Source organism: Allobosea sp. P2_A10, assembly GCF_056405115.1.
In genome coordinates this window covers 146,661-171,039 of record NZ_JBFUCS010000004.1, presented here as the reverse complement: position 1 = coordinate 171,039, position 24,379 = coordinate 146,661, and the positions used below count along the sequence as shown (strand labels likewise).

21 protein-coding genes are annotated in these 24,379 nt (G+C 67.3%); 19 read left to right on the top strand and 2 right to left on the bottom strand.

Going from position 1 to position 24,379, the window contains the following annotated elements:
• Positions 1 to 112 precede the first annotated feature (112 nt).
• From AC1DZY_RS08230 to AC1DZY_RS08170, 13 genes are all read left to right on the top strand, one after another.
• On the top strand, positions 113 to 940 hold the full coding sequence (locus AC1DZY_RS08230; protein WP_476819606.1) for a GntR family transcriptional regulator: 828 nt from the start codon (positions 113 to 115) through the stop codon (positions 938 to 940).
• A gap of 25 nt (positions 941 to 965) precedes the next feature.
• Positions 966 to 1,946: a Bug family tripartite tricarboxylate transporter substrate binding protein gene (locus tag AC1DZY_RS08225; protein ID WP_476819605.1), complete on the top strand. Its 981-nt coding sequence runs from the start codon at positions 966 to 968 to the stop codon at positions 1,944 to 1,946.
• 62 nt (positions 1,947 to 2,008) lie between these two features.
• A complete protein-coding gene (locus tag AC1DZY_RS08220) occupies positions 2,009 to 3,229 on the top strand; it encodes an ABC transporter substrate-binding protein (RefSeq protein ID WP_476819604.1) in 1,221 nt (406 codons plus the stop codon).
• A 172-nt stretch (positions 3,230 to 3,401) separates the two neighbouring features.
• Positions 3,402 to 4,274, top strand: a complete 873-nt coding sequence (locus tag AC1DZY_RS08215; protein ID WP_476819603.1) for a branched-chain amino acid ABC transporter permease — start codon at positions 3,402 to 3,404, stop codon at positions 4,272 to 4,274.
• Positions 4,271 to 5,248, top strand: coding sequence for a branched-chain amino acid ABC transporter permease (locus AC1DZY_RS08210; RefSeq protein ID WP_476819602.1), 978 nt, complete (start codon positions 4,271 to 4,273; stop codon positions 5,246 to 5,248). The genes AC1DZY_RS08215 and AC1DZY_RS08210 overlap by 4 nt, the downstream gene beginning before the upstream one ends.
• On the top strand, positions 5,248 to 5,994 hold the full coding sequence (locus tag AC1DZY_RS08205) for an ABC transporter ATP-binding protein (protein WP_476819601.1): 747 nt from the start codon (positions 5,248 to 5,250) through the stop codon (positions 5,992 to 5,994). The genes AC1DZY_RS08210 and AC1DZY_RS08205 overlap by 1 nt, the downstream gene beginning before the upstream one ends.
• Positions 5,987 to 6,688 carry an ABC transporter ATP-binding protein gene (locus AC1DZY_RS08200; RefSeq protein ID WP_476819600.1) on the top strand — a complete coding sequence of 234 codons (702 nt, stop codon included), beginning with the start codon at positions 5,987 to 5,989 and terminating at the stop codon, positions 6,686 to 6,688. Before AC1DZY_RS08205 ends, AC1DZY_RS08200 begins: the two co-directional genes overlap by 8 nt.
• Before the next feature lie 7 nt (positions 6,689 to 6,695).
• Complete coding sequence (locus AC1DZY_RS08195) at positions 6,696 to 8,135, top strand: MmgE/PrpD family protein (RefSeq protein WP_476819599.1); 1,440 nt, start codon at positions 6,696 to 6,698, stop codon at positions 8,133 to 8,135.
• 2 nt (positions 8,136 to 8,137) lie between these two features.
• On the top strand, positions 8,138 to 9,049 hold the full coding sequence (locus AC1DZY_RS08190) for an isocitrate lyase/PEP mutase family protein (RefSeq protein ID WP_476819745.1): 912 nt from the start codon (positions 8,138 to 8,140) through the stop codon (positions 9,047 to 9,049).
• A complete protein-coding gene (locus tag AC1DZY_RS08185; RefSeq protein ID WP_476819598.1) occupies positions 9,046 to 10,737 on the top strand; it encodes a hydantoinase B/oxoprolinase family protein in 1,692 nt (563 codons plus the stop codon). The genes AC1DZY_RS08190 and AC1DZY_RS08185 overlap by 4 nt, the downstream gene beginning before the upstream one ends.
• Entirely contained in the window at positions 10,734 to 12,794 is a 2,061-nt protein-coding gene (locus AC1DZY_RS08180) for a hydantoinase/oxoprolinase family protein (protein ID WP_476819597.1), read from the top strand. Before AC1DZY_RS08185 ends, AC1DZY_RS08180 begins: the two co-directional genes overlap by 4 nt.
• 152 nt (positions 12,795 to 12,946) lie before the next feature.
• Positions 12,947 to 13,561, top strand: a complete 615-nt coding sequence (locus tag AC1DZY_RS08175; protein ID WP_476819596.1) for a cysteine hydrolase family protein — start codon at positions 12,947 to 12,949, stop codon at positions 13,559 to 13,561.
• The gene (locus AC1DZY_RS08170; protein ID WP_476819595.1) at positions 13,558 to 14,952 is read left to right on the top strand and encodes an FAD-dependent oxidoreductase; all 1,395 of its coding nucleotides are present in this window, start codon (positions 13,558 to 13,560) and stop codon (positions 14,950 to 14,952) included. The genes AC1DZY_RS08175 and AC1DZY_RS08170 overlap by 4 nt, the downstream gene beginning before the upstream one ends.
• On the opposite strand, the gene AC1DZY_RS08165 is transcribed toward AC1DZY_RS08170, so the two are convergent.
• Positions 14,940 to 16,325 carry an amidase gene (locus AC1DZY_RS08165; RefSeq protein ID WP_476819594.1) on the bottom strand — a complete coding sequence of 462 codons (1,386 nt, stop codon included), beginning with the start codon at positions 16,323 to 16,325 and terminating at the stop codon, positions 14,940 to 14,942. The genes AC1DZY_RS08170 and AC1DZY_RS08165 overlap by 13 nt on opposite strands.
• 140 nt (positions 16,326 to 16,465) lie before the next feature.
• Positions 16,466 to 17,671, bottom strand: coding sequence for an acyl-CoA dehydrogenase family protein (locus tag AC1DZY_RS08160; protein ID WP_476819593.1), 1,206 nt, complete (start codon positions 17,669 to 17,671; stop codon positions 16,466 to 16,468).
• Between the two features lie 305 nt (positions 17,672 to 17,976).
• Here AC1DZY_RS08160 and AC1DZY_RS08155 point away from each other — a divergent pair, with 305 nt between their 5' ends.
• The 6 genes from AC1DZY_RS08155 (at position 17,977) to AC1DZY_RS08130 (ending at position 24,378) form a co-directional block, all read left to right on the top strand.
• Positions 17,977 to 18,909 carry a dihydrodipicolinate synthase family protein gene (locus tag AC1DZY_RS08155; protein WP_476819592.1) on the top strand — a complete coding sequence of 311 codons (933 nt, stop codon included), beginning with the start codon at positions 17,977 to 17,979 and terminating at the stop codon, positions 18,907 to 18,909.
• Entirely contained in the window at positions 18,906 to 20,081 is a 1,176-nt protein-coding gene (locus AC1DZY_RS08150) for a mandelate racemase/muconate lactonizing enzyme family protein (RefSeq protein ID WP_476819591.1), read from the top strand. Before AC1DZY_RS08155 ends, AC1DZY_RS08150 begins: the two co-directional genes overlap by 4 nt.
• Positions 20,082 to 20,108: 27 nt before the next feature.
• Positions 20,109 to 21,386: an ABC transporter substrate-binding protein gene (locus AC1DZY_RS08145; protein WP_476819590.1), complete on the top strand. Its 1,278-nt coding sequence runs from the start codon at positions 20,109 to 20,111 to the stop codon at positions 21,384 to 21,386.
• 115 nt (positions 21,387 to 21,501) lie between these two features.
• The gene (locus AC1DZY_RS08140) at positions 21,502 to 22,407 is read left to right on the top strand and encodes a carbohydrate ABC transporter permease (RefSeq protein WP_476819589.1); all 906 of its coding nucleotides are present in this window, start codon (positions 21,502 to 21,504) and stop codon (positions 22,405 to 22,407) included.
• Positions 22,408 to 22,417: 10 nt separating this feature from the next.
• Entirely contained in the window at positions 22,418 to 23,248 is an 831-nt protein-coding gene (locus tag AC1DZY_RS08135) for a carbohydrate ABC transporter permease (RefSeq protein ID WP_476819588.1), read from the top strand.
• Positions 23,249 to 23,259: 11 nt separating this feature from the next.
• Positions 23,260 to 24,378, top strand: a complete 1,119-nt coding sequence (locus AC1DZY_RS08130) for an ABC transporter ATP-binding protein (RefSeq protein WP_476819587.1) — start codon at positions 23,260 to 23,262, stop codon at positions 24,376 to 24,378.
• Position 24,379 lies beyond the last annotated feature (1 nt).

The window sequence follows — 24,379 nt, the reverse complement described above, 5'->3', positions numbered from 1 at the left end:
ACATAGCGCGCGGTCCGCTTGACGCAAGGCAGTTGTTCTATACGCTAGACAAATACCTGTCTGGCCCGAAACCAGCCGGGCATCCGCAAACCGTCGCCCCGAAAGGCCCTGCGTGGACGCATCGCTCGAACCTCTCAAGGCGCGACGCATCTATCTCCTGCTGCGGGAGCGGATCGCGAGCGGCGAGATCGCGTCGGGCGCGCGGCTGTCGAGCGAGCCGGCGTTGGCGCTGGAGCACGGCGTCTCGCGCGTCACCATCCGCCGCGCATTGGACAGCCTTGCCAGCGACGGCCTGATCGACCGCCGTGTCGGAGCCGGCACCTTCGTGCGCGAGCCCGAGGCGCCGCGCCCGATCGTCGCGGATTTCTCGAACATGCTGACCCATCTGGTCGAGATGGGCCGGCGCACCGGCGTCCGGCTGCTCGCCTTCTCCTACGGCCACCCGCCCGAGACCGTGGCCCAGGCGCTCGGCCTTGGCGCAGGAGAACGGACGCAGCGCTCGGTGCGCGTGCGCCTGATCGACGGCCAACCCTTCTCCTACCTGACGACGCATGTGCCCGAGCGGATCGGCCTGACCTATTCCGAGACCGACCTCGCCGCCACGCCGCTGCTGAGCCTGCTCGAACGGTCCGGCACCGTGGTCGAGCGCGCAAGCCAGGGCATCAGCGCGACGCTAGCCGGCCCCGATGTCGCCGAGGCGCTCGGCCTCGAGATCGGCTCGCCCTTGCTGTCGCTGACCCGCGTGGTGTTCGGCCCGGACGGGCGCGGCGTCGAGCATCTGCAGGCGCTCTACCGTCCCGACCGCTACTCCTTCCAGATGGAGCTGCAGCGCGCCGGCGATGCCGGCGAGCGACGCTGGTCGCCGATGCCGGCCGCAGCCCTCGATCCCGCCACGGCCAACGAGACGCGAACGACTTCCAGCCGGACGGCGAGAGCGTGACGCCATGGCGCGGAGAGGAAGGCCCATGATCGCGGTTCGGAAAGGCCTGTTCGGCCTGCTTGGCGCGGCTCTTGCGCTCGCTGCCGCCCTTCCGTGCGCGGCACAGGACGCCTGGCCGGCGCGTTCCGGCAAGGTGGTGGTGCCCTATCCCGCAGGCGGCGCGACCGACGTGATGGGCCGCTTCGCCGCCGAGGCGATCTCGCAGGCGACGGGCCAGCGCTTCATCGTCGAGAACAAGGGCGGCGCGTCCGGCGCGCTCGGCTCGGCGGATGTCGAAAAGGCTGCGCCCGACGGGCTGAACCTCCTCGTCGCGACGCCGGCGACCCATGTCACCAACCAGTATCTGCGCACGAAGCTGCCCTACGACCCCGACAATTTCGCGTCGGTCGCGCTGCTCTCGCGCAGCCCGCTGCTGCTGATCGCCCATCCATCGCTCAAGGCGAACACGGTCGCGGAGCTGATCGCGCTGGCCAAGGCCAATCCCGGCAAGCTGAACTATGGCAGTTCCGGCGTCGGCGCGACGAGCCATCTCGCCCCCGAGCTGTTCAAGGCGATGGCCGGCGTCGAGATCACCCATGTGCCCTATCGCGGCGCGGGGCCGGCAATGACGGATTTGATCGGCGGCCAGGTCGAGCTGATGTTCGACAATGTCCAGACCGCGCTGCCGCAGATCGAGGCCGGCAAGGTCAAGCTTATCGGCGTCACCAGCGCGGAACGGCTGGCGAGCCTGCCCCAGACGCCGGCCATCGCCGAGACGGTCAAGGGCTACGAGGCCTTGAGCTTTCTGGCGCTGATGGCCCCGAAGGGCACATCGCCGGCGATCGTCGACAAGGCCAACGGCATCATCCGCGCCTCGTTCGAGACGCCCGACATCCGGGCCAAGCTCGCTGCGCTCGGCGTCGAGTTCGTCGCCATGAGCCCCACCGGGCTCGACGCCTTCATCGGCAAGGAACGCGAGAAATGGGGCGCGCTCATCCGCGAGCGCGGCCTGAAGGCCGACCAATAGCAGGAAGCCCGGCGACAGACCGGGTCGAGACGATACCCACCGACAACAGAGGAGAACGTGAGATGACCTGCAAGACCGAGATGTCCCGCCGCACATTGCTGACCACCGCAGCGCTCGGCGGCGCTGCGACCATTGCCATGCCGTCCGTCCTCCGCGCGCAGGCTGCGACCATCAAGGTCGGCATCCTCCAGCCCGTCACCGGCGCGCTCGCCTATGACGGCCAGCAGGGCCAGATGGGCGCGGAGGCCGCGATCAAGGCGATCAACGACGCCGGCGGCATCAAGGCCATGGGCGGCGCGAAGCTCCAGATGGTCTTTGGCGACGCCCGCTCGACGCCCGAGGGCGGTACGGCCGAAGTCGAGCGCATGCAGGCCGAGGGCGTCGTCGCCATCGTCGGCGGCTTCGCCTCGCCGATCTGCCTTGCCGCGAGCCAGGCCGCCGCGCGCTACGACCTGCCCTATATCGTCGATGTCGGCGTCTCCGACGCCATCGTCACGCGTGGCCTGAAGAACACCTTCCGCTTCGGCCCTGGTTTCGGCACCGTGACCAAGACCGCCCTCGATAATCTCTCCAAGCTCAACGACGGCGCGGGCAAGCCCGCAAAGACAGTCGTGCTGGTGCATGAGGACGGGCTGTTCGGCTCAGGCCTTGCCAAGCTGATGCAGGCGGAACTGCCCAAGCGCGGCTTCGAGGTGCTCGACACCATCGCCCATCCGACGCCGTCGCGCGACATGTCCAACGTCGCATTGCAGATCAAGGCGAAGAACCCCGACCTCGTCATCCCGTCGAGCTATTATGGCGAGTTCGCGCTTCTCGCCCGCACGATGCAGCAGCAGCGCATCCGCCCCAAGGGCATCTACGCCGTGCTGAACGGCGCGGCCTCCAACTTCCGCTTCGTCAAGGAATTCCAGGACGCCGCCCAGTTCGTGATGGACTGCAACCACTGGCACGATCCGCGCAAGCCCGTCGCCGAGGCGCTGCGCAAGCAGGTCGAAGCCGCCGGCAAATTCTGGACCTACAACATCCCGCTCAACTACTCCTGCGTCGCGCTGCTTGCTGACGCGCTGGAGCGGGCGGGCTCGGGCGACAAGGCCAAGCTCACCGAGGCGCTTGCCGCATCGACCTTCGCCGGCCACATCATGCCCTATGGCCCGACCAAGTTCACCAACGGCCAGAACGAGGGCGGCGCGCCGGTGAACACGCAGGTGCAGGGCGCCGACATCAAGGTGATCTTCCCGACAGACTTCGCCGACGCGAAGGCGGTGTTCCCCGTGCCGGCGTAAAGGCGCGACGGGGCCGCTTCCTTCTCCCCTCGGGGGAGAAGGTGGCATGGCGAAGCCATGACGGATGAGGGCCGTGCCGACGCGCAAACGGCATGGCCCTCACCCAGTCTTCCCTCATCCGACCCGGCTAATGCCGGGCCACCTTCTCCCGCAAGGGGAGAAGGGGAGCCTCATGTTCGCACCCACCATCATCCTCGCAGCCGTTCTGAACGGCCTGATGACCGGCTCGGTCTATGCGCTGATCGCGCTCGGACTGACGCTGGTCTATGGCGTGCTGCACATCATCAACTTCGCCCATGGCGCGACGCTGACGGCGGCGATGTTTGCCGTCTATGTCGCCCATAGTGTGTTCGGGCTGGATCCCTATCTGGCGCTGTTCATCGTCACGCCGCTGTTTTTCGGTCTCGGCTACGCCCTCCAGCGCTTCGTGATCGGCCCCGCGAGCCATGGCGAGGACCGCAACATCCTGCTCGTCACGCTCGGCCTCTCGATCCTGATCGAGAACGCCATGCTCGCCATGTTCCGCTCGGATACGCGCTCGATCGACGTGCCCTACGCCTTTTCCTCGGTCGATCTCGGCTTCACGTTTCTCGCCTTGCCGCGCGTACTCGCCTTCGCGGTCGCGCTCGTGGTGGCGTTGCTGCTCGGCCTGCTGCTGACCCGCACGGACACCGGCAAGGCGATCCGCGCCGTGGCGCGCGAGAAGACCGGGGCTGCGCTCGCCGGCATCGACGTCGCCCATATCTACGCCGTCACCTTCGGGCTGGGCGCGGCCTGCGTCGCCATCGCCGCCTGCCTGCTGATGCCGACCTTCTACGTCACGCCGCGCGCCGGCAACGCGTTCGTGCTGGTCGCCTTCACCATCGTCGTGCTCGGCGGCATGGGCTCGATCCCCGGCGCGCTCGTCGGCGCTCTCTTCATCGGCGTGGTCGAGAGCCTGTGCGGGCTGTTCTTCGGCGAAAGCCTCGGCCAGATCGGTATCTTCCTGATCTTCATCCTGGTGCTGCTGGTCAAGCCGACGGGCCTGTTCGGAGCGCGCGCATGAACGCAGTTCGCGCCTTCGCACCCGCGCTCGTGCTGCTCCTGCTGGCAGCGCTGATCCCGGTTTTCGTCAGCGCCAATACGGTGCTGAACTTCATCGTCTTCACGCTGATCATCGCTCTCTCGGCGCAGGGCTGGAACCTGCTCGGCGGCTTCGGCGGCCAGTTCTCCTTCGGCCACGCCGCCTTCTTCGGCACCGGGGCCTATGCCACCGCGATCCTGCAGGCGCGCTACGGCGTCAACGCCTGGGCGGGGTTTGCCGCAGCCATCGCGCTCTCGGCGCTCGTCGGCTGGATCATCGGCTATCTCAGCTTCCGCTCGGGGCTGCGCGGCTCCTATTTCGCGCTGGTGACGCTCGCCTTCGCGGAGGTCTTCCGCATCCTCGCCAACGCCTCGTCCTTCACGGGCGGCGCGGCCGGCACGCTGATCAAGCTCGACATGCGGCCGGAGAATTTCCAGTTTTCGAGCCGCGCCGTCTTCGTTTGGATCGGGCTCGCTTTGGTCGGCTCCGTCCTGCTCATGACCATCGCGATCGCACGTTCGCGCTTCGGCGCCTGGCTTGCCGCCGTGCGCGAGAATGAGGACGCGGCCCGCGCGCTCGGCGTCGATGCGCTTGCCGTCAAGCTCAAGGCGATCACGCTCTCGGCCGGCGTCACCGGCGCGGCCGGCGCGCTTTACGTGCAGTATTATCTCTATCTCGACGCCAACATCGCCTATGGCGCGTGGATCTCGATCGAGTCGCTGATCGCCCCGATCATCGGCGGCATCGGCACGCCGCTGGGCCCTATCCTCGGCGCGGTGACGCTGCATGGGCTCGGCGAACTGACGAAGCTCTTCGCCGGGCGCATTCCCGGCGTCGATCTCGTGATCTATGGCGCGCTGCTCGTCGCGGCGATCGCGTTTGCGCCCGACGGCATCATGGGTCTGCTGAAGAAGCTCGGCCGCAAACGCAAACCGGCGACGGAGGGCGCGTCCTGATGCTCACTGTGGCCACCATCACCAAGCGCTTCGGCGGCCTCGTCGCGGTCAATGCCGCGAGCCTTGCCGTCAAGGCCGGCTCGATCACCGGGCTGATCGGCCCCAACGGCGCGGGCAAGACCACGCTCTTTGCCGTCATCGCCGGCTTCGAGCGCGCCAGTGAAGGCAGCATCGCCTTCGCCGGACAGGACATCACCACGGAAGCCGCGCATCTGCGCGCCCGCTTGGGCATCGCCCGCACCTTCCAGATCGTGCAGCCCTTCGCCGGCCTCTCGGTGGTCGAGAACATCGCGGTCGGCGCCTATCTGCGCCATGCCGGACGCGACGCGGCCCAAGCCAAGGCGCGAGAGGTCGCAAGCCTCGTCGGGCTCTCCACGATGCTCGACCAGCCGGCCTCGGCGCTGACGGTGTCCGGCCGCAAGCGATTGGAACTTGCGCGCGCGCTCGCAACCGAACCGAAGCTGTTGTTGCTCGACGAGGTGCTGGCCGGGCTGAACCCCTCCGAAATCCGCGACATGATCCCGGTCATCCGCCAGATCCGCGACGGCGGCGTCACCATCCTGATGGTCGAGCACGTCATGCAGGCAGTGATGAGCCTGTGCGAGGACATCCATGTGCTGGCGCAAGGCAAGATCATCGCTCAAGGCACGCCAGCCGAGATCGCCGGCAATCCCGCGGTGATAGAGGCCTATCTCGGCCATGGCGCCGCCAAGCGGCTTCAGGGGGCGGGAGCGGCCCATGCTTGAGGTCGAAAACCTGATCGCCGGCTATGGTGGGGCCGATGTGCTGCGCGGCATCGGGCTGTCCGTGAACCCCGGCGAGATCGTCGCGGTGCTGGGCGCCAACGGCGTTGGCAAGACCACGCTGAATCGCGCCCTGTCGGGGTTGATCCGGCCGAATGCCGGCTCGATCCGCTTTCTCGGACAGGATATCGCCGGCCGGAAACCCTCGGCCATCGTCGCCGCCGGCCTGATCCATGTCCCGGAAGGCCGCCGCATCTTCCCGAACATGAGCGTGCGAGACAATCTCGTGCTCGGGAGCTACCGGCGCGGCAGGCCGGCGCGGCAGGCCAATCTAGAGCGGATGTTTGCGCTCTTTCCACGCCTGCGCGAACGCATGACGCAGGCCGCCGGCACATTGTCTGGCGGCGAGCAGCAGATGCTCGCGATCGGGCGCGGACTGATGGGCGAGCCGAAGCTCCTGATCCTCGACGAGCCCTCGCTCGGCCTCTCGCCGCTGCTGGTCGAGGAGATGTTTGCGCTGATCGCGCGGATCGCGAGCGAGGGTCTCGCCGTGCTGCTGGTCGAGCAGAACGTCGTGCAGTCGCTCGAACTGGCGACGCGCGCCTATGTGATGGAGAACGGCCGCATCGTCGTGTCCGGCCCCTCAGTCGACATCGCCGCCGATCCCTCTCTGAAACACGCCTATCTCGGATTGTGAGGCTGCCATGAACGGACATCCCAGGACGAGCGAGGCTGTCAAAGCCGAACCCGTGATGCAGCGGCCCGATACGCCGGACTGGCTGACGGGACTCGCCACCTTCTGCGCCGGCCTGCGCTTCGAGCATCTGCCGGCCGAGGTCGTCTCGCGCAGCGTGCAGGTGATCGCAGACTGCATCGCCGCGATCGCGGCCGGTGCGCAGGAACCCGAGACGATTGCGCTCGCGGCCCGCATGGCGCCCTGCGAAGAGGCCGCGGGCGCGGCCATCATCGGCGCCGGCCGCAAGGCAGCCCCGAGCATCGCCGCCTTCCTGAACGGTACATCGGGCACGATGCTGGAAATGGACGAGGGCAACCAGTTCGCCCGCGGCCATCCCGGCATCCATGTCGTTCCCGCCGTCCTCGCGGAAGCGAACTATGCCCATGCCAGCGGCCGCGACGTCATCACCGCCATCGCGCTCGGCTACGAGATCGGCGCGCGCATCGGCATCGCCTCGAAGCTGCGCATCACCATGCATCCGCACGGCACCTGGGGCACGGTCGGCGCGGCGGTGGCCATCGCCTGGCTCAACCGGCGCGATGCGGCGGGCTTCGTCGAAACGATCAACGTCGCCTCGTCGCTTGGCCTCTCGACCAGCCGCAAGACGATGCTGGAGGGCGGCACCATCCGCAACAGCTACGCCGGCTTCTCCAACCAGATCGGCCTGATGGTCGCCGACTTCGTCGCGGCCGGCTTGTCCGGCGAGGCGGACGGTCTCGGCACCGTCTACGGCACCGTCATCGCCGACGACTGGCGCCCCGAGCTGATGGTCGAGGCTTTAGGGCAGCGCTGGGAGATCGCGCGCAACTATTTCAAGCGCCATGCCTGCTGCCGCTACAATCACGGGGCGCTCGATGCGCTCGCGCGCATCGTCGCCGGCGAAGGCGGCAGCATCGCGCCGGACGCGATCGCCCGGATCGATGTCGGCACCTATATCTGGGCGGCCCAGCTCGCCGGCCAGGAGCCGCACAACATGCTGGCGGCAAAGTTCTCGCTGCCCTTCTCGATCGCGACGACGATCGTCCATGGCGCGGCGACCGTCGAGGCCTTCCGCGAGCCGGCCAGGCTGGAGCCCGTGACCCGCAACCTCGCCCGCCGCGTCTTCGTGACCGAGGACCCTGACGCGACCGCCAAGCTCCCGGCCCTGCGCCCGGCCAAGGTGACGGTGACCCTGACCGATGGCCGCGTGCTGGAAGCGCAGGCGCTGACCAATCGCGGCGACACCGAAGACCCCTATAGCGCCGCCGAAATCCGCGAGAAATTCTTCGACCTGACGGTGCCGGTCTGGGGCGAACCCCATTCCGCCGCGATCCTCGCCAGGGTCGACGCCCTGCCGCAAGTGCAGGAACTCGACACGCTCAACGCGTTGCTCGCAGCCGCGCCCCTCGCCAACGGACCCCGCCCATGACGATTTCGCTCAAGGCCCGTTTCGCCAAGCCCGAGATCGTGCTGGCGCCGGGCATCTACGATGCGCTGACCGCCTCGCTCGCTGAAGGCGCAGGCTTCGAGGCCGCCTACATCTCCGGGGCCTCGATCGCCTATACGCGGCTCGGCCGTCCCGATATCGGGCTGGTCTCGATGGCCGAGGTCGCCGACACCATCACCATGATCCGCGACCGCGTCTCGATCCCGTTGATCGTCGACGCCGACACCGGCTACGGCAATGCGCTGAACATGCAGCGCACCATGCGCCTGTTCGAGCGCGCCGGCGCCAACGCGCTCCAGATCGAGGACCAGAGCTTTCCCAAGCGCTGCGGCCACCTCGCCGACAAGGGTCTGATTTCGTCAGCCGAGATGGTCGGCAAGATCAGGGCCGCGACCGACGCGCGCGCCTCGGACGAGACCCTGGTCATCGCCCGCACCGACGCCATCGCCGTCGAGGGCTTCGACCGGGCGCTGGAGCGGGCGCATGCCTATGCGCAGGCTGGCGCCGACCTGCTCTTCGTCGAGGCTCCGGGCTCGGCAGACGAGCTCGCCCGCGTCGTCGCCGAACTCAAGGGCACGCTGCCGCTGATGGCCAACATGGTCGAGGGCGGGCGCACGCCGATCAAATCGGCTGGGGAATTGCAGGCGCTCGGCTTCTCGCTGGTGATCTTTCCCGGCGGCATCGTGCGGGCGCTGGCTCGGGCGGCACAGGATTTCTACGCCTCGCTCAGGCAGAACGGCACGACAGACCCCTTCCGCAACCAGATGTTCGATTTCGACCAGCTCAACGCCGTGATCGGCACGCCCCAGATGATCGCGGCCGGCAAGGCCTATGAGGCCGAGCAGGTCATCGCCGCGCAGCTTGTAGCAGCGCAAAAGACCAAGCAGGCCTCATGACCACGCTCGACCCCGTCACGCTCGCCGTCCTCAAGGGGCGGCTGGAGCAGATCGCCAACGAGATGGACGCGACCCTGTATCGCTCCGCCTTCAACCCGATCATCGCCGAGGCGCATGACGCCTGCCACGGCCTCTATCACGCGACGACCGGCGACACGCTGGTGCAGGGTACGTCCGGCCTGCCGATCTTCGTCGGCGCGATGGCCTTCGCGGTCCGCGCCGTGATCACGCGCGTCGAAGCGGGTGCGGCGAACGAGCCCGGCGACACCTGGCTCTTCAACGACCCCTATGAGGGTGGCACGCATCTCAACGACATGCGGCTGGTGCGGCCGATCTTCCGCGACGGGAAACTGTTCTGCTGGCTGGCTTCAGTGGGCCACTGGCTCGATGTCGGCGGCAATGTGCCCGGCAATTTCAATGCGAAAGCGACCGAAAGCTTCCAGGAGGGCTTCCGCATCCCGCCGGTGAAGCTCGTGCGCAAGGGGCAATTCCAACACGACATCGTCGAGATCCTGAACGCCAATTCGCGCCTGCCGCAATCGAACTGGGGCGATCTCAACGGCCAGCTCAACGCGCTCGATCTCGGCGAGCAGCGGCTGGGCGCCTTGCTGGCGGAATATGGCTCGGCGACGGTCGATGCCGCGCTCGACGCCTTCAGCGCCCGCGCCGAGGCGCTGATGCGCGCCGAGATCGCGGCCCTGCCGGATGGCACCTTTTCCTTCGACGATTTCCTCGACAATGACGGCATCACCGATGAGCCCTTGCGGATCGCGCTCGATCTGACCATCGCCGGCGATCTGATGACGCTCGACTTCTCGCGCTCGGCCCCACCCTGCCAGGGCCCGCTCAACATCGCCTATTCGACCGCGGTGGCCTGCTGCTATGTCGCGCTCAAGCACATTTTTCCGCACGTCCCGGCCAATGCCGGCGTGCTGAAGCCTATCACCTTCGTCATCCCCGCCACGACCTTGCTCGGCGTCAGCGCGCCCAAACCTGTTGGCGGCTACACCGAGACGATCCTGCGCGTCATCGACACGGTGTTCGGCGTCTTCGCGCAGATTGCGCCCGAGCGCGCCAACGGCTCGCCCTATGCCACGATCAACGCGCTCTCGCTCGCCGGCCATCGCGACGACGGCTCTCGCTTCGTGATGTTCTCCTTCTTCGGCGGCGGCTTGGGCGGCAATCCCGAGTGCGACGGCCTCAACCACGGCAACAACCCGATCTCGACGGCAACCATTCCGCCCGCCGAAATCCTGGAAGCGGCCTATCCGGTGATGTTCACGCAATGGGCGCTGCGGCCGGACTCGGGCGGCGCTGGCCGCCATCGCGGCGGCTGCGGCGCGATCTACGAGATCGAGGCGCTTGCCCAGAGCGGAGCGGATGTCTTCCTGCTCGGCGAGCGCGGAAAATTCCCGCCCTTCGGCGTCGCGGGCGGCGGCCCGGCTGCGATGAACCGCTTCGTCTATGACAGCGCCGACGGCCAGAAATCGCCGCCGCTCGTCACCAAGATCACCGACATCCACATCGCCAAAGGCCAGCGCGTGCGGCTGGAGAGCCCCGGCGGCGGGGGCTATGGCGAGCCGGGAGAGCGGGATCCTCAAGCCGTTCGGCAGGATGTTGCCAACGGCTATGTCAGTGAGACGGCGGCTCTGGCCGACTACGGCATCGCCGTGGAGGCAAGCCGATGACCGCCCCCTCTCCCAAGGCCATCGTCGGCGTCGATGTCGGCGGCACGTTCACCGACCTGTTCTGGTTCGACGAAGGCGAGAAGCGCTTCCGTGTCGCGAAAGTGCCCTCGCAGCGCGGCGACGAGGCGAAGGGCTTCATCGCCGGCCTGACGACCTTCGGCCCGGTCTCCGGACTCGCCTCGATCGTCCATGGCACCACCGTCGGCACGAACGCGCTGCTGGAGCGCAAGGGCGCGAAGGTTGGCGTGATCACCACGCCGGGCTTTCGCGACGCACTGGAAATGCGCCGACGCGACCGCCGCCAGACCTGGGGGCTATGGGGCGATTTCACCCCCGCCGCCAGCCGCGAAAACCGGCTGGAAGTGCCAGAGCGCACGCTGGCCGACGGCACGATCCGGACTGAAGTCGATCTCGAAGCGGTGCGCGAGGCGGCCAGCACGCTCGCCGCTCAGGGCTGCGAGGCGCTGGCGATCATCTTCATCAACGCCTACGCCAACCCCGCCAACGAGCGCGCCGCGCTGGAGGCGGCCCGCGCTATCTGGCCAAACGAGCACCTCGCCTGTTCCTCGGCGATCCTGCCCGAGATCCGCGAATTCGAGCGCGCTTCGACCACCGCTCTGAACGCGACGCTGCAGCCTCTCGTCGGCTCCTATCTCGGCCGACTGGAGGATGCGCTCGCGGAAGACGGCTTCACCGGCAGCTTCCACATCGTCCAGAGCAATGGCGGCGTGATGTCGACCGCGACCGCGCGCAAGCTCCCCGTTCGCACAGCGCTGTCGGGGCCGGCGGCAGGCGTCATCGCGGCCGCCGCCATCGCGCGCGCTGCCGGATACCCCGACGTGATCACCGGCGATCTCGGCGGCACTTCGTTCGACGTCTCGCTGATCGCGGGCGGAGAGGCTGCGCTCGCAGCGCAAAGCACGATCGATTTCGGCATGGTGATCCGCACCCCGATGATCGAGATCACCACCATCGGCGCCGGCGGCGGCTCGATCGCCCGCGTCGATGCCGGCGGCTTGCTCGAGGTCGGCCCGGAAAGTGCCGGCTCGCGCCCCGGGCCGGTCTGCTACGGCCAGGGCAATGACCGCCCGACCCTGACCGACGCCAATCTCGTGCTCGGCCGCATCGACGGCAGCAAGCCGCTGGGCACGCTGCAGAGCCTCGATGTCGAGGCCGCCCGCGAGGCCATTCGCCTGAAGATCGCAGAGCCGCTCGGGCTCGATGTGATGACGGCGGCCGAGGCGATCGTGAAGATCGCCAATGCCCGCATGGCCGGCGCGATCCGGCTGGTCTCGATCGAGCGCGGCCACGACCCGGCGAAATTCCTGGCGATGCCGTTTGGCGGTGGCGGCGCGCTTCATGCCGGCGCGCTGATCAAGGAGGTCGGCCTGCGCGGCGCGCTGGTGCCGCGCTTCCCCGGCGTAACCTCGGCGCTGGGCTGCGTCATCGCCGATATTCGCCATGACGGCGTCCAGACGGTGAACCTGATGCTTGACGGGCTCGATGCTGCGGCGCTCGACATGCGCATGGTCGAGGCGGGAATAGAGGCCCATGCGATCGTCGCAGACGCGGGTCTCAGCGTGACCGGCATCGATGTCATCTACGAACTCGACATGCACTATCTCGGACAGACGCACACCGTCGCGGTGCCGCTCCCGGTGACGCTCAACAGAGGCACGACCGGTATCACGCCGCGGATCATCCGCGCCGCCTTCGACAAGGCCTATGGCGCAGCCTTCAGCCGACTGCTTCCGGGCATTCCCGTCCGCATCGTCACGCTGCGCACCGCCGCGATCGGGCGTCGCCCGGCCTTCGACCTGAGCGCGCTTGCACCCGCTGCCGGCGCGACGCTGGAGGCGGCAAGGCGCGGCTCTCGGCAGGTTTATCTCGACGGCGAGTGGCGCGAGACCGCGATCTGGTCGCGGCTTGACTTGCCCGTCGGCGCGACCATCGAGGGGCCGGCCATGCTGGAGCAATCCGACGCGACGATCCTGCTCGATCCGGGGCTTGCAGCCGAGGTCGACGCACTCGGCAACCTCGTCATTCTCAGGAGCTGAGTGTGCTCCACGACAACCACATCCTCCTCGTCATCCCGGGCTTGACCCGGGATCCATCATAGGGCGCCGTCGAGCCTTATGATGGATCCCGGATCGGCGCGGCTGCGCCGCTTGTCCGGGATGACGGGGAGGGTGAAAGCAAGGACATCGCCATGGCGTCATCCATCACCTCCCTCGCCCACACCGCTTTGCTGATCGTCGATCTGCAGAACGACTTCATCCATCCCGACGGCGCCTATGCCCGGGGCAAGGCGGCCTCAACCGCCGCGCAGGCATTGCCGGAGAAGCTCAAGCCGCTCGCCGACCTGATCCGCGCCAAGGGCGGCATCGTTGCCGCGACGCAGTTCACGCTGGTGCCCGGACGTGGCGGCGAACCGCTGATCTCGCCCCACCTGCTGCAGATGCGGCCCTTTCTGCGCAATGGCGACTTCCTGCCCGGCGGCTGGGGCCATCAGGTCGTGGACGCGCTCCAGCCGATCGACATCGCCGTCGAAAAGATCGCCTATTCCGCCTTCTACCAGACGCGGCTCGAATGGCTGCTGCGCAAGCTCGGCGTCACCCATCTGATCGTCGGGGGCATCGTCACCAATGGCGGCGTCGCCTCGACCGTGCGCGACGCCCATGTCCGCGATATCGACGTCACCGTGCTGGAGAACGGCTGCGCCGCGCCGACCGAGCAGATGCACGCCGAGGCCATCGCGGCGCTCAAGCCCGTGGCGCGTATCGCGACGATCGCCGGCGTGATGGCGGAGATCGGCGCGCTGTGAGCGCGATCCTTCCCGCCGCCGGCATCGCCTTCGAGGCGACGGCGGACGTCCTCATCATCGGCGCAGGCGCAGCCGGGCTCGTTGCGGCACTCGCCGCGCACGAAGCCGGCGCCGAGGTCGTCCTCGTCGAGCGCGACGCCGTGCCCTCCGGCTCGACCGCGCTCTCGGCCGGGCTCATTCCCGCCGCTGGCACGCGCTTCCAGCGCGAGGCCGGTATCGACGACAGTCCGGCACTCTTCGCCCGCGACATTCTGGAGAAGGCCCATCACGAGCCCGAGCCCGCAATGGTCGCGCGCATGACAGCGCATGTCGGCACGGTGCTGGAATGGCTCGCCGATCGGCACGGGCTGCCCTTCGACGTCATCACCAATTTCAACTATCCCGGCCATTCCGCCAACCGCATGCACGGCCTGCCCAAGCGCACCGGTTCGGAACTGGTCGACCGCCTGCGTGAAGCGGTCGAGGCCAAAGAAATACCGTTGCTGACCGGCTTTCGCGCCACGACCCTGTTCACCAACGCGGAGGGCGAAATCGCCGGCATTGCCGGAACCCGCCCCGATGGCGGGTGGGAGACGATCGGCTGCAAGGCGCTGGTTCTGGCCTGCAACGGCTATGGCGGCAATCGCGCGCTGGTCGCGCAGCATATCCCGCAGATGGTCGACGCACTCTGGTTCGGCCATTCCGGCAATGAGGGCGATGCCGTGCTCTGGGGGCAGGCGCTCGGCGCGGAGCTCGTCCACATGGCCGGTCATCAGGGCCATGGCTCGGTGGCGCAGCCGCACGGCATCCTGATCACCTGGGCGACGATCATGGAGGGTGGCTTTCAGGTCAACGCGAGGGCTGAACGCTTTTCCGACGAGAGCCACGGCTATTCCGAGCAGGCCGCGAATGTCCTGCGCCAGCCCGACGGCAAGGCCTGGACGATCTTCGACGCCCGCATTGCCGGCATCGCCCGCCAGTTCGAGGATTTCCGCAACGCGGAGGCGCAGGGCGCGATCGTCGATGCGGATACGATCGAGGCGCTGGCTGGAAAGCTCGGCCTGCCGCCTGAAGCGCTGCGGGCGACTGCGTCGGAGGTCGAGGCGCTGAAACGGGGCGATGGCGCTGACCGCTTCGGTCGCGCCTTCACCGGCGCACCGCAACTCGTCGCGCCCCTCTGCGCCGTCAGGGTCACCGGCGCGCTGTTCCATACGCAGGGCGGCTTGCGCGTCGATGGAGAAGCCCGCGTTCTGCGCAGGGACGGCAGCGTGATCGGCAACCTCCATGCCTGCGGCGGCGCGGCGGTCGGCGTCTCCGGCGCACAGGCCTCGGGCTATCTTTCGGGCAACGGCCTGCTCACGGCGGTGGCGCTTGGCGAGATCGCCGGGCGCGCAGCAGCTCAGGCGAGCTGAGGCCACACCGGCATCGCACCGCGCAGGCCTTCCCAGAATTTCGCCATCCGGAGCACACCGAGATCGTCGAAACGCCGCCCGGTGATCTGCAGGCCGATCGGCAGGCCGCCAGTCGTCATCCCGGCATGTACCGAGATCGAGGGCTGGTCGGACATGTTGGCAGGCAGCGTGAAGCAGATGTGCTCGAAGGGCCGGTCGGGATCGTGGATCGGCGAGGCGAGCTCGGCCGGATAGCTCGGCACTGGCGAAACCGGCGAGAGCACGAAGTCGACGGGCGCGCTCTGCTTCAGCGCCGCATCCCTGATCGCGATCATCTGGCTCATGCCGCGATAGACGCGTTCGCCCGAAAGCCCGTCGCCGCGCTTCGCCCAGGCGAAGATAAAGGGCAGCACCTTCGCCTGCTTCTCTGCCGGCAGCGCCCCGATATCGGCCCAGGCGCGCTGGCTCCAGAAATCATCGAGCCCGTCGAGCATCGCCCGGGTCAAGAAGGCGGGCGCGGGCGTGACGATCGCGCCCGCCGCTTCGAAAGCCTTCGCCGCGGCCTCGATCGCGGCCTTCGTTTCGGGCTCGACGGCAAGGCCGATGCCGGGGTCGAGCTGGAGCCCGATCCGCAGCCCCTTCACGTCGATGTCGAGCGAGAGCCAGTCGATCGCATGAGGCGGCAGGCTCATGCCGTCGCGCGCATCCGGTTTGGCGATTTCCATCATCATCAGCGCCGCATCGGTGACGGTGCGCGTCATCGGCCCGGCGACTCGGCCGTAATAGGGCGGGTCGACCGGCACGCGGCCGAAGCTGGGCTTGAGGCCGACGAGCCCGCACCAGCCGGCCGGCAGCCGGATCGAACCGCCGATATCGGTGCCGATATGCAAGGGGCCGTAGCCGGCAGCGCCGGCAGCGCCCGCGCCTGCCGAGGAGCCGCCGGGGTTCTTGGTCAGATCCCAGGGATTGCGGGCGAGTTCGTGGAAGCTCGACAGCCCCGACGAGAGCATGCCGTAATCGGGCATCGTCGTCTTGGCGAGGCAGATGAAGCCGGCTTCGCGCAGCCGCGCCGTCACCGGCGCATCGTCTGCCATCGGCGTCAGATCGCGCGCGGCCGTGCCCAGCGGCATCGGAATGCCCTTGGTTGCGACGTTCTCCTTGATCGTGCCGGGCACGCCGTCGAGCGCCAGCGCCTCGCCCTTGCCCCAGCGCGCCTCCGACGCCCTGGCGTCGGCTTTCGCGGTCTCGGGATCATAGGCGTAGAGCGCCTTGAGCTTCGGCTCGACGGCCTCGATGCGGGCGATGACGGCCTGCGTCACCTCGACGGGCGACAGCGTCTTCGCCCGGAAGGCTTCAAGCATCTCGGCCGCGCTCAGATCGGCGGGGTTGGTCATCGGCGGTCGTCCTCGTCGGAATGCGGCAGTGCTGGCGCGGCGTGCCGGGCAAGGTCGCCCGCACGGGCCGCTCTAGCAAGCCTCGCGCCGCGCATGGGCGCCGGGCTCTGCTCCCGCTTGCGAGAATCGATCGCGCCGCCTCAGCCCTTCAGCAATTCGCCGGCGATGATGAGCTTGCGCACCTCGGTCGTGCCCGCGCCGATCTCGAGCAGCTTGACCGAGCGATAGAGCCGGTTGATCTCGCTCTCCCAGATATAGCCGGAACCGCCATGGATCTGGACGGCCTCGTTGAGGACGCGGTTCATCGTCTCGGCCGTGTACATCACCGAGGCGGCCGTCAGCGCATGGATGCGGCCCCGCCCGCCGCCGCCCACCTCAAGGTCGTTGGCAGCCGCCAGCACCCGGTAGTTGAAGGTCCGCATCGTCTCGACCCAGACATACATGTCGGCGAGCTTGGACTGCACCATCTGGAATTCGCCGATCGGCCGGCCGAACTGGACCCGCGTCTTGGCGTAGTCGATGCTGAGTTCGAGCGCGCGCTCACAGATTCCAAGGCAGATCGGCGAGATCATCGCGCGTTCGAGGTCGAGCCCGCTCATCACGATGGCGACGCCGCGATCGACCCCGCCGACAAGGTTTTCCGCCGGCACGCGGCATTCGTCGAAGACGAGTTCGGCGGTCTGGCTGCCACGAAAACCCATCTTGGTCAGCTTCTGCGCCACCTTGAAGCCGGGGAAATCCTTCTCGACGATGAAGGCCGAAATGCCCTTGGGACCCTTATCCGGACTGGTCTTGGCGTAGACGAGGATGACGTCGGCGACCGGGCCGTTGGTGATGTAGAGCTTCTGGCCGTTCAGCACCCACTCGTCGCCCTCGCGGCGCGCCGTCGTCTTCATCGAGCCGAGCGCATCCGAGCCCGCTCCGGGCTCGGTCAGGCCGAGCGCCCCGACGAGTTCGCCGGAGCACAGCCCGGGCAGGTATTTCTTGCGCAGATGCGGCTCGGCATTGCGGAAGATGTTGTTCAGGCAGAGGTTTTCATGGGCGACCCAGCTGAGCGCAAGCGCATGGTTCCAGCGCGAAAAACCCTGCAGGATCAGCCCGCTGGCGAACAGGTCGCTGCCCGAGCCGCCCTCCTCCTCGGACACCGTGACGCCGAAGAAGCCGGCCTTGCCGATCGCCTTGAAGGCGTCCGGCGGCCACCATTCCTCGGCGTCCATGCGGGCTGCGAGCGGATAGAGCTCGTTGCGGGCGAAACGGTCGGCAGCGTCGAGAATCGCTTCGCGCTCCTCGGACAGCTCGAAATCGGCACGCTCGGGGCGTGCATTGGCAATGTGATGGGCGTCCATGGCGTTTGCTCCGGGTCCGCTTCATCTGGCGGCATTACGACGAGACTAGGTGAGCAGGGCTCATTCTGTCGATGCCAAATTTTGCAGAGCAAGCGCGGCGAAATGCCTGTAAGCGCCGGCCGGCCGATTTTAGGCTGCACGCCATCGCAGTCTTAGTGAACGTGGCTCAACAATGTTGCGACACGGCCTGCGAGCTTTCGTTGTGCCGACCGGCGATGATCCAGGTTGACGCGTCGGCTTCCTCAAAATACGATCCATATAAGAAAACATACGATCCAACATATGGATCGATCGGGAGATGAAGCGTGCTCAAGGGAATTCTGCCGGTCCTGCCGACACCGTTCACGACTGAAGGCGCGATCGACCCTGCGGCGATGGCGGCAATCACGGACTTCGCGCTCGCGGCAGGCGTCGACGGTGTCGTTTTTCCGGGCTTCGCCAGCGAGGTCGATGAACTGACGGCGGCCGAGCGCGCGACGCTGCTCAAGGTGGTCGTCGATCGTGTCGCCGGCATGGTCCCGATCGTCGCGGGCGCGAGCGCGCCGACCGTCGCCGAAGCGGCTGGGTATGCGCGCGATGCGATGAGCCTCGGCGTCTCCACGGTGATGATCCAGGCGCCCAAAAGCGTCGGCGTCGGTCTCGACGCTGTCTCCGCCTTCTATCGTGACATCGCCGACGCCGTACCCGGCCTCGAAATCGTTCTGCAGAACGCGCCTGCGCCGCGCGGCTCGGACCTCAAGCCAGACACCATCCTCGCCATCGTCAACGGCAACCCCGCGATCACCTATGTCAAGGAAGAGACGCTGCCGTCGGGGCTTGCTATCTCGGCGCTGGTCGCGGGCAAACCAGCCCATCTCAAGGGCGTCATCGGCGGTGGCGGCGCGCGTTACCTGATCGACGAGTATAATCGCGGCGCCTGCGGCGCGATGCCGGCCGTCGAACTCTCCGACGTGCATGTCGCGATGGACCGCGCCTTTCGCTCGGGCGATGTCGGCCGCGCCCGCGAGGTCTACATGCGCACGCTGCCGCTGCTGGTTATCCAGGCGAATTTCCGCATGGCCTTCACCAAGCATGTGCTGTGCCGGCGCGGCATCCTCGACAACCGGACGGTGCGCGCCGCCGTGCCGCCGATGGACGCCCACGACATCGCCGAGATCGACGCATGGCTCGAAGCCTGCGCCGACCTGATGCAGGCTGAGGCGTCACCCCGCCCCCTCGTTGCGAGCATGCGCGAATGAGCGAGCGCGTCGCCAGCGTCGAGGTGTTCTCGATCACCATTCCGCGCGACACGCCCTATCTCGGCGCGCTGCGCGAGGGCGAGAGCGTCAACGAGCGCGGCTATCTCGTGCGCCGGGGCAACCGCACCGTCTATCCCGTGGTCGACCGCACCGTTGTCGTCCGCATCGAGACGACCGGCGGCTGCGTCGGCTGGGGCGAGACCTATGGCATCGTCGCGCCTGGCGCCGCGATGGCGATCATCGACGATCTGCTCGGCCCCTTCGTCGTCGGCCGCGATCCGCGCGATGTCTGCGTCATCCATGACGATCTCTACGATCTGATGCGGGTGCGCGGCTATACCGGCGGCTTCTATCTCGATGCGCTCGCCGCCATCGACATCGCGCTCTGGGACATCTGCGGCCGACTGGCGAACCTGCCGCTGGTCAAGCTGCTCGGCGGGCAACGCCACGAGCGGTTGCCGGCCTATATCTCCGGCCTGCCGAAGCCGACCCGCGGCGAACGCGCCGATTTCGCCGCGCAATGGCAGGAAAAAGGCTTCGACAGCTTCAAGTTCGCAGCCCCCGTCGCCGATGACGGCGTCATCGCGGAAATGGCGACTTTGCGCGACCGTCTCGGGCCGAAGGCGCGCATCGCCTGCGACATGCATTGGGTCCACACCGGCGAGGAGGCCGTCGCGCTGATCCGGCAGATGGAGCCGCACGGCCTCTGGTTCGCCGAGGCGCCGGTCAAGCCCGAGGATAACGAGGGTCTCGCGCATGTCGCGGCCCATGTCGCCACGCCCGTCGCCGCCGGTGAGGAATGGCGCACGGTCTATGATCTGGTGCCCCGCGTCGCGAAACGCGCCTGCGCCATCGTCCAGCCCGAGATGGGGCACAAGGGCGTCACCGAATTCATGCGCATCGGGCAATATGCGCAGGCGCACCATCTGCGCGTCATTCCCCACGCCACCATCGGCATCGGCCTTTTCCTGGCCGCGAGCCTGCACGCCAGTTCGGCGTTGTCGGCGGTGGAGTGCCACGAATTCCAGCATTCGATCTTCGAGCCCAATCGCCGGCTGCTCGTCGGCGACATGGACTGCGACGCCGGATTCTACACCTTGCCGAGCGGTCCGGGGCTCGGCGTCGAACCCTCAAGGCAGGCGCTCGACCTGCTGCAACGATACAAAAGCTGAAAACCGCATCATCTGGGAGGATGTGCCATGTCGAGGAACAGAGTGCTGCTATCGGCCGTCGCGATCGCCCTTGGGCTCGCATCGGGCTTTGCCTCCACCGCCGCCTTCGCGCAGGGAAAGGTGCTGAAATTCGTTTCCTGGCAGAAGGACGAGCGCGGCGTCGGCGACTGGTGGGGCTCGGTCATCAAGGAGTTCGAGGCGAGCCATCCCGGCGTCAGGATCGAATGGACCAAGGTCGAGCGCGGCGCCTATGCCGACACGATGACGACGCTGTTTGCCGGCGGCAAGCCGCCCGACATCGTCCATCTCGCCTCCTTCGAGTTCCAGAAATTCGCCGATAATGGCTGGCTGGAGCCGCTCGACGGCTACATCAGGGACGCGAAGCTCGATCTCAAGGGTTGGGCCGGCCAGGACACCTGCACCTGGAACAAGCAGACCGTCTGCACGATGATGCTCTATTTCGGCTACGTCATGGCCTACAACGAGGAACTCCTGAAGAAGGAGGGGCTGGAGGTACCCAGGAACTACGCCGAGTTCCTCGCCGCCGCGAAGAAGCTCACCAAGGATCTCAACGGCGACGGCATCACCGACCAGTTCGGCACCGGCCACGAGACCAGGGGCGGCGGCGGCCAGTACATGAGCGAGATGATGAACTACACGCTCGACGCCGGCGGGCGCTGGACCAACGAGGCCGGCAAGGTGACGATCGACACGCCCCAGATGGTCGAGGGCCTCTCGCGCTGGAAGACCATCATCAAGAGCAGCCTGACTCCGCGCGATCTCGCCGCCGGCGAGGTCCGCCAGATGTTCGCCGACGGCAAGATCGCGCTCAAGATGGATGGGCCCTGGCTCTGGCCGATCATCCAGAAGGGCAAGGCGAAGGACCAGATCAAGCTCGCCATGGTGCCGTTCGATCCGCCGGTGGGCGGCTCGTCCAATGTGCTGGGCATCGCGGCCGATGCGCCCAAGGACAACAAGAAGCTGGTCTGGGACTTCATCCAGATCGCAACCTCCGACAAATTCCAGGGCACCTATGCGACGCTGGGCGCCTCACCGCCGCCAAGCCCGCGCGCCGACACCTCGGCCGCGAGCAAGGACACCCCGCATTTCGACCTGCTGGTGAAGGCGACCAAGGCCGCCGCCGACGCCAAGGTCGACCGCATCCCCAAGGGCCTCGAACTCGTCTTCAACGAGTTCGCCAAGATGGTCATGGAAGAATCGCAACGCATGATCATCCAGGATCTCGACCCCAAGGTCGTCGCGGCCACCATGCAGAAGAAGGCCGAGGCGCTGCAGAAGCAGTGAGCGACGTCATGGCCGGGCTTGACCCGGCCATCTCGGAAACCAGCGCCTTTCCGTCATGGGATTCCAGGGTCTGCGCTGCGCGCCGCCCGAGAATGACGACCAGCCCGGAGACATCATGTCCCGCCCCGCTTTCCTCGACCTCGCGCGACCGAGCCGCCGGCACTGGCTCGGCTACCTGCTGCTCGCGCCGGCCGTACTGCTGATCGCGCTGATCATCGTCTATCCGCTGTTTGTCTCGGTCGATCTCTCCTTCCAGAACGTCAACATCGCCCGGCTCGACCAGCCGCGCCGGCCCTTCACCACGGCCAATTACGAGCGGCTGTTCGCCTCGGAGGATTTCTGGAACGCCTGCTGGGTCACCTTCAAGCTGGTCGTCATCGTCAGCGCGTCGTGCTTCGTGCTGGGCCTGTCGACAGCGCTGCTGGTCAACAACCGCTTCCGGGGGCAGGCGCTGGCACGGCTGCTGGTCGCCCTGCCCTGGGCGGTGCCCGAGGTCATCGCGGTCGTGATCTTCGCCTGGCTGTTCGATTCGTCCTTCGGCCTGATGAACTGGCTCTTCATCAAGGCAGGCCTCGTCGACACCACGATCGCCTGGTTCTCCTCGCCGCCGGCCGCCTTCGCCGTCGTCTGCGTCGTGATGGTCTGGAAGGGCTATCCCTTCGTCTCGATCATGATGCTGGCAGGGCTGCAATCCATCCCGGAGGATTTCTACAACGCCGCCCGGGTCGACGGCGCCAGCGCCTGGCAGCGTCTCGTCCACATCACCATTCCCTCGCTGATGCCGGTGCTCGGGGTCACGCTCGTGCTGGTGATGCTCTGGGTCTTCCGCGATTTCTCGATCATCTACGTCATGACAGGCGGCGGGCCGCTGAAGGCGACCCAAAGCCTCTCGATCATGACCTACGAGCAGGCCTTCGGCTTCTTCAAGATGGGCTACGCCTCGGCCATCGGCGTCATCACCCTGATCGTCTGTGTGATCGCGAGCCGGCTGATGATCGCCCGCGCGCCGGACACGATGTGAGGGCATGGCGATGAAACGAAGCCGCCTCGAAAGCATCATCCTCTACGCCGCCATCGTGCTCGCCTGCGCGCTGCTGGTCTTCCCGATCTACTGGCTCGTCGTCACCGCGCTGTCGGAGCCCGACCAGTTGCGCCAGCTGCCGCCGAAATTCTGGCCCGACCAGCCGCGCTGGGGCGTCTTCGCGAAGATCCTGGCCGAGAGGCCGATCCTGCAATGGCTCGGCAATTCGGCGCTCGCCGCCATCGGCGCGGTCGTGCTCTCGATGACCGTCTCGGTCCTGGCCGGCTACAGCCTGTCGCGCTTCAGGGTGCGTGGCGGCCAGTCGCTTGGCCTGTTCATCCTGACCGCGAAGATGCTGCCGGCGACGCTGCTGGTGATCCCGCTCTTCGGCATCTTCCGCCAGCTCGAGCTGATCGGCAGCCTGTGGTCGATCATCCTCGCCCACGCCACGCTGATCATCCCGTTCACGACCTGGATGCTGAAGGGCTATTTCGACACGATCCCGCGCGAGCTCGAACAGGCCGCGATGGTCGATGGCTGCTCCCCGCTGGGCGCCATGGTCAGGGTGATCCTGCCCGTCTCGGCGCCGGGGCTGGCGGCGACCGCGCTCTATGGGTTCGTTCTGTCCTGGTCGGACTACGCCTATGCCCGCACCTTCCTGACCAACGCCCAGGACAACTGGACCGCCAATCTCGGCATCACCACGATGAAGGGCGAATACGTCAGCAACTGGAGCGACATCTCGGCCGCTTCCATCCTCGTCGCACTGCCGGTCCTGCTGATCTACCTCTTCCTCGAACGCTATCTCGTCGGCGGCCTGACCGCCGGCGCCGAAAAATAAGAGGCGACGGAATGGCCGGCATCACCATCGAGCATGTGACCAAATCCTATGGCGGGATGTCGGTGCTCAAGGATTTCTCGCTCGACATCACGGACGGCGAGTTCGTCGTGCTGGTCGGCCCGTCGGGCTGCGGCAAGTCGACCATGCTCAAGATCCTGGCCGGGCTGGAAGAGGCGTCCTCGGGCAAGGTTTCGATCGGCGAGCGCGACGTCACCGACCTCGCGCCGGGCGACCGCGACATCGCCATGGTCTTCCAGAACTACGCGCTCTATCCGCATCTGACGGTCGCGAAGAACATGGGCTTCGGCCTGAAGATGCGCGGCACGCCGGCCGCCGAAATCGACCGCCGCGTCGGCGAGGCCGCGAAGATCCTCGGCATCGACCATCTGCTCGACCGTCGTCCGCGCGCGCTCTCGGGCGGCCAGCGCCAGCGCGTCGCGCTCGGCCGGGCGATCGTGCGCGAACCGCTCGCCTTCCTGATGGACGAACCGCTCTCCAATCTCGACGCAAAGCTCAGGGTCCACACCCGCGCCGAGATCAGCGCGCTGCACAAGCGCCTCGGCGTCACCACGATCTATGTGACGCATGACCAGACCGAGGCGATGACGATGGCCGATCGCATCGTGATCATGAAGGACGGGGTCGTCCAGCAGATCGCGCCGCCCGACGTGATGTTCCGCGAGCCGGCCAATCTTTTCGTCGCCGGCTTCATCGGCTCGCCGGGCATGAATTTCCTGCGCTCACCCGTCGTCGCCGGGCCCGGTGGCGCGCAGGTCAGGCTGTTCGGGCAGGACGTCGCCCTGCCGCCTGGAAATGCCCGGGCGCTCGTCGGCAAGGAGGCCGTTCTTGGCCTGCGGCCAGAGCATATCGCCGCCGGCCCCGGCCCGGTCAGTGTCGAGGTACGGCCGCGCCTGATCGAAAGCCTCGGCAGCGAGCAATATGTCTATGTCGATCTGCCCACAGAGAACCGGGTCCAGGGTCTGGCGCGCGACGACGATGCGCGCGGTCATTCGCTGATCGCGCGATTGATGAACCCGGACGGGAGGCCGCCGGGCGAGGCGATGACGCTCTCCTTCGATCCGGCGCGGCTGCATGTCTTCGACGCGGCGTCGCAGGAGGCGATCAGGTGAG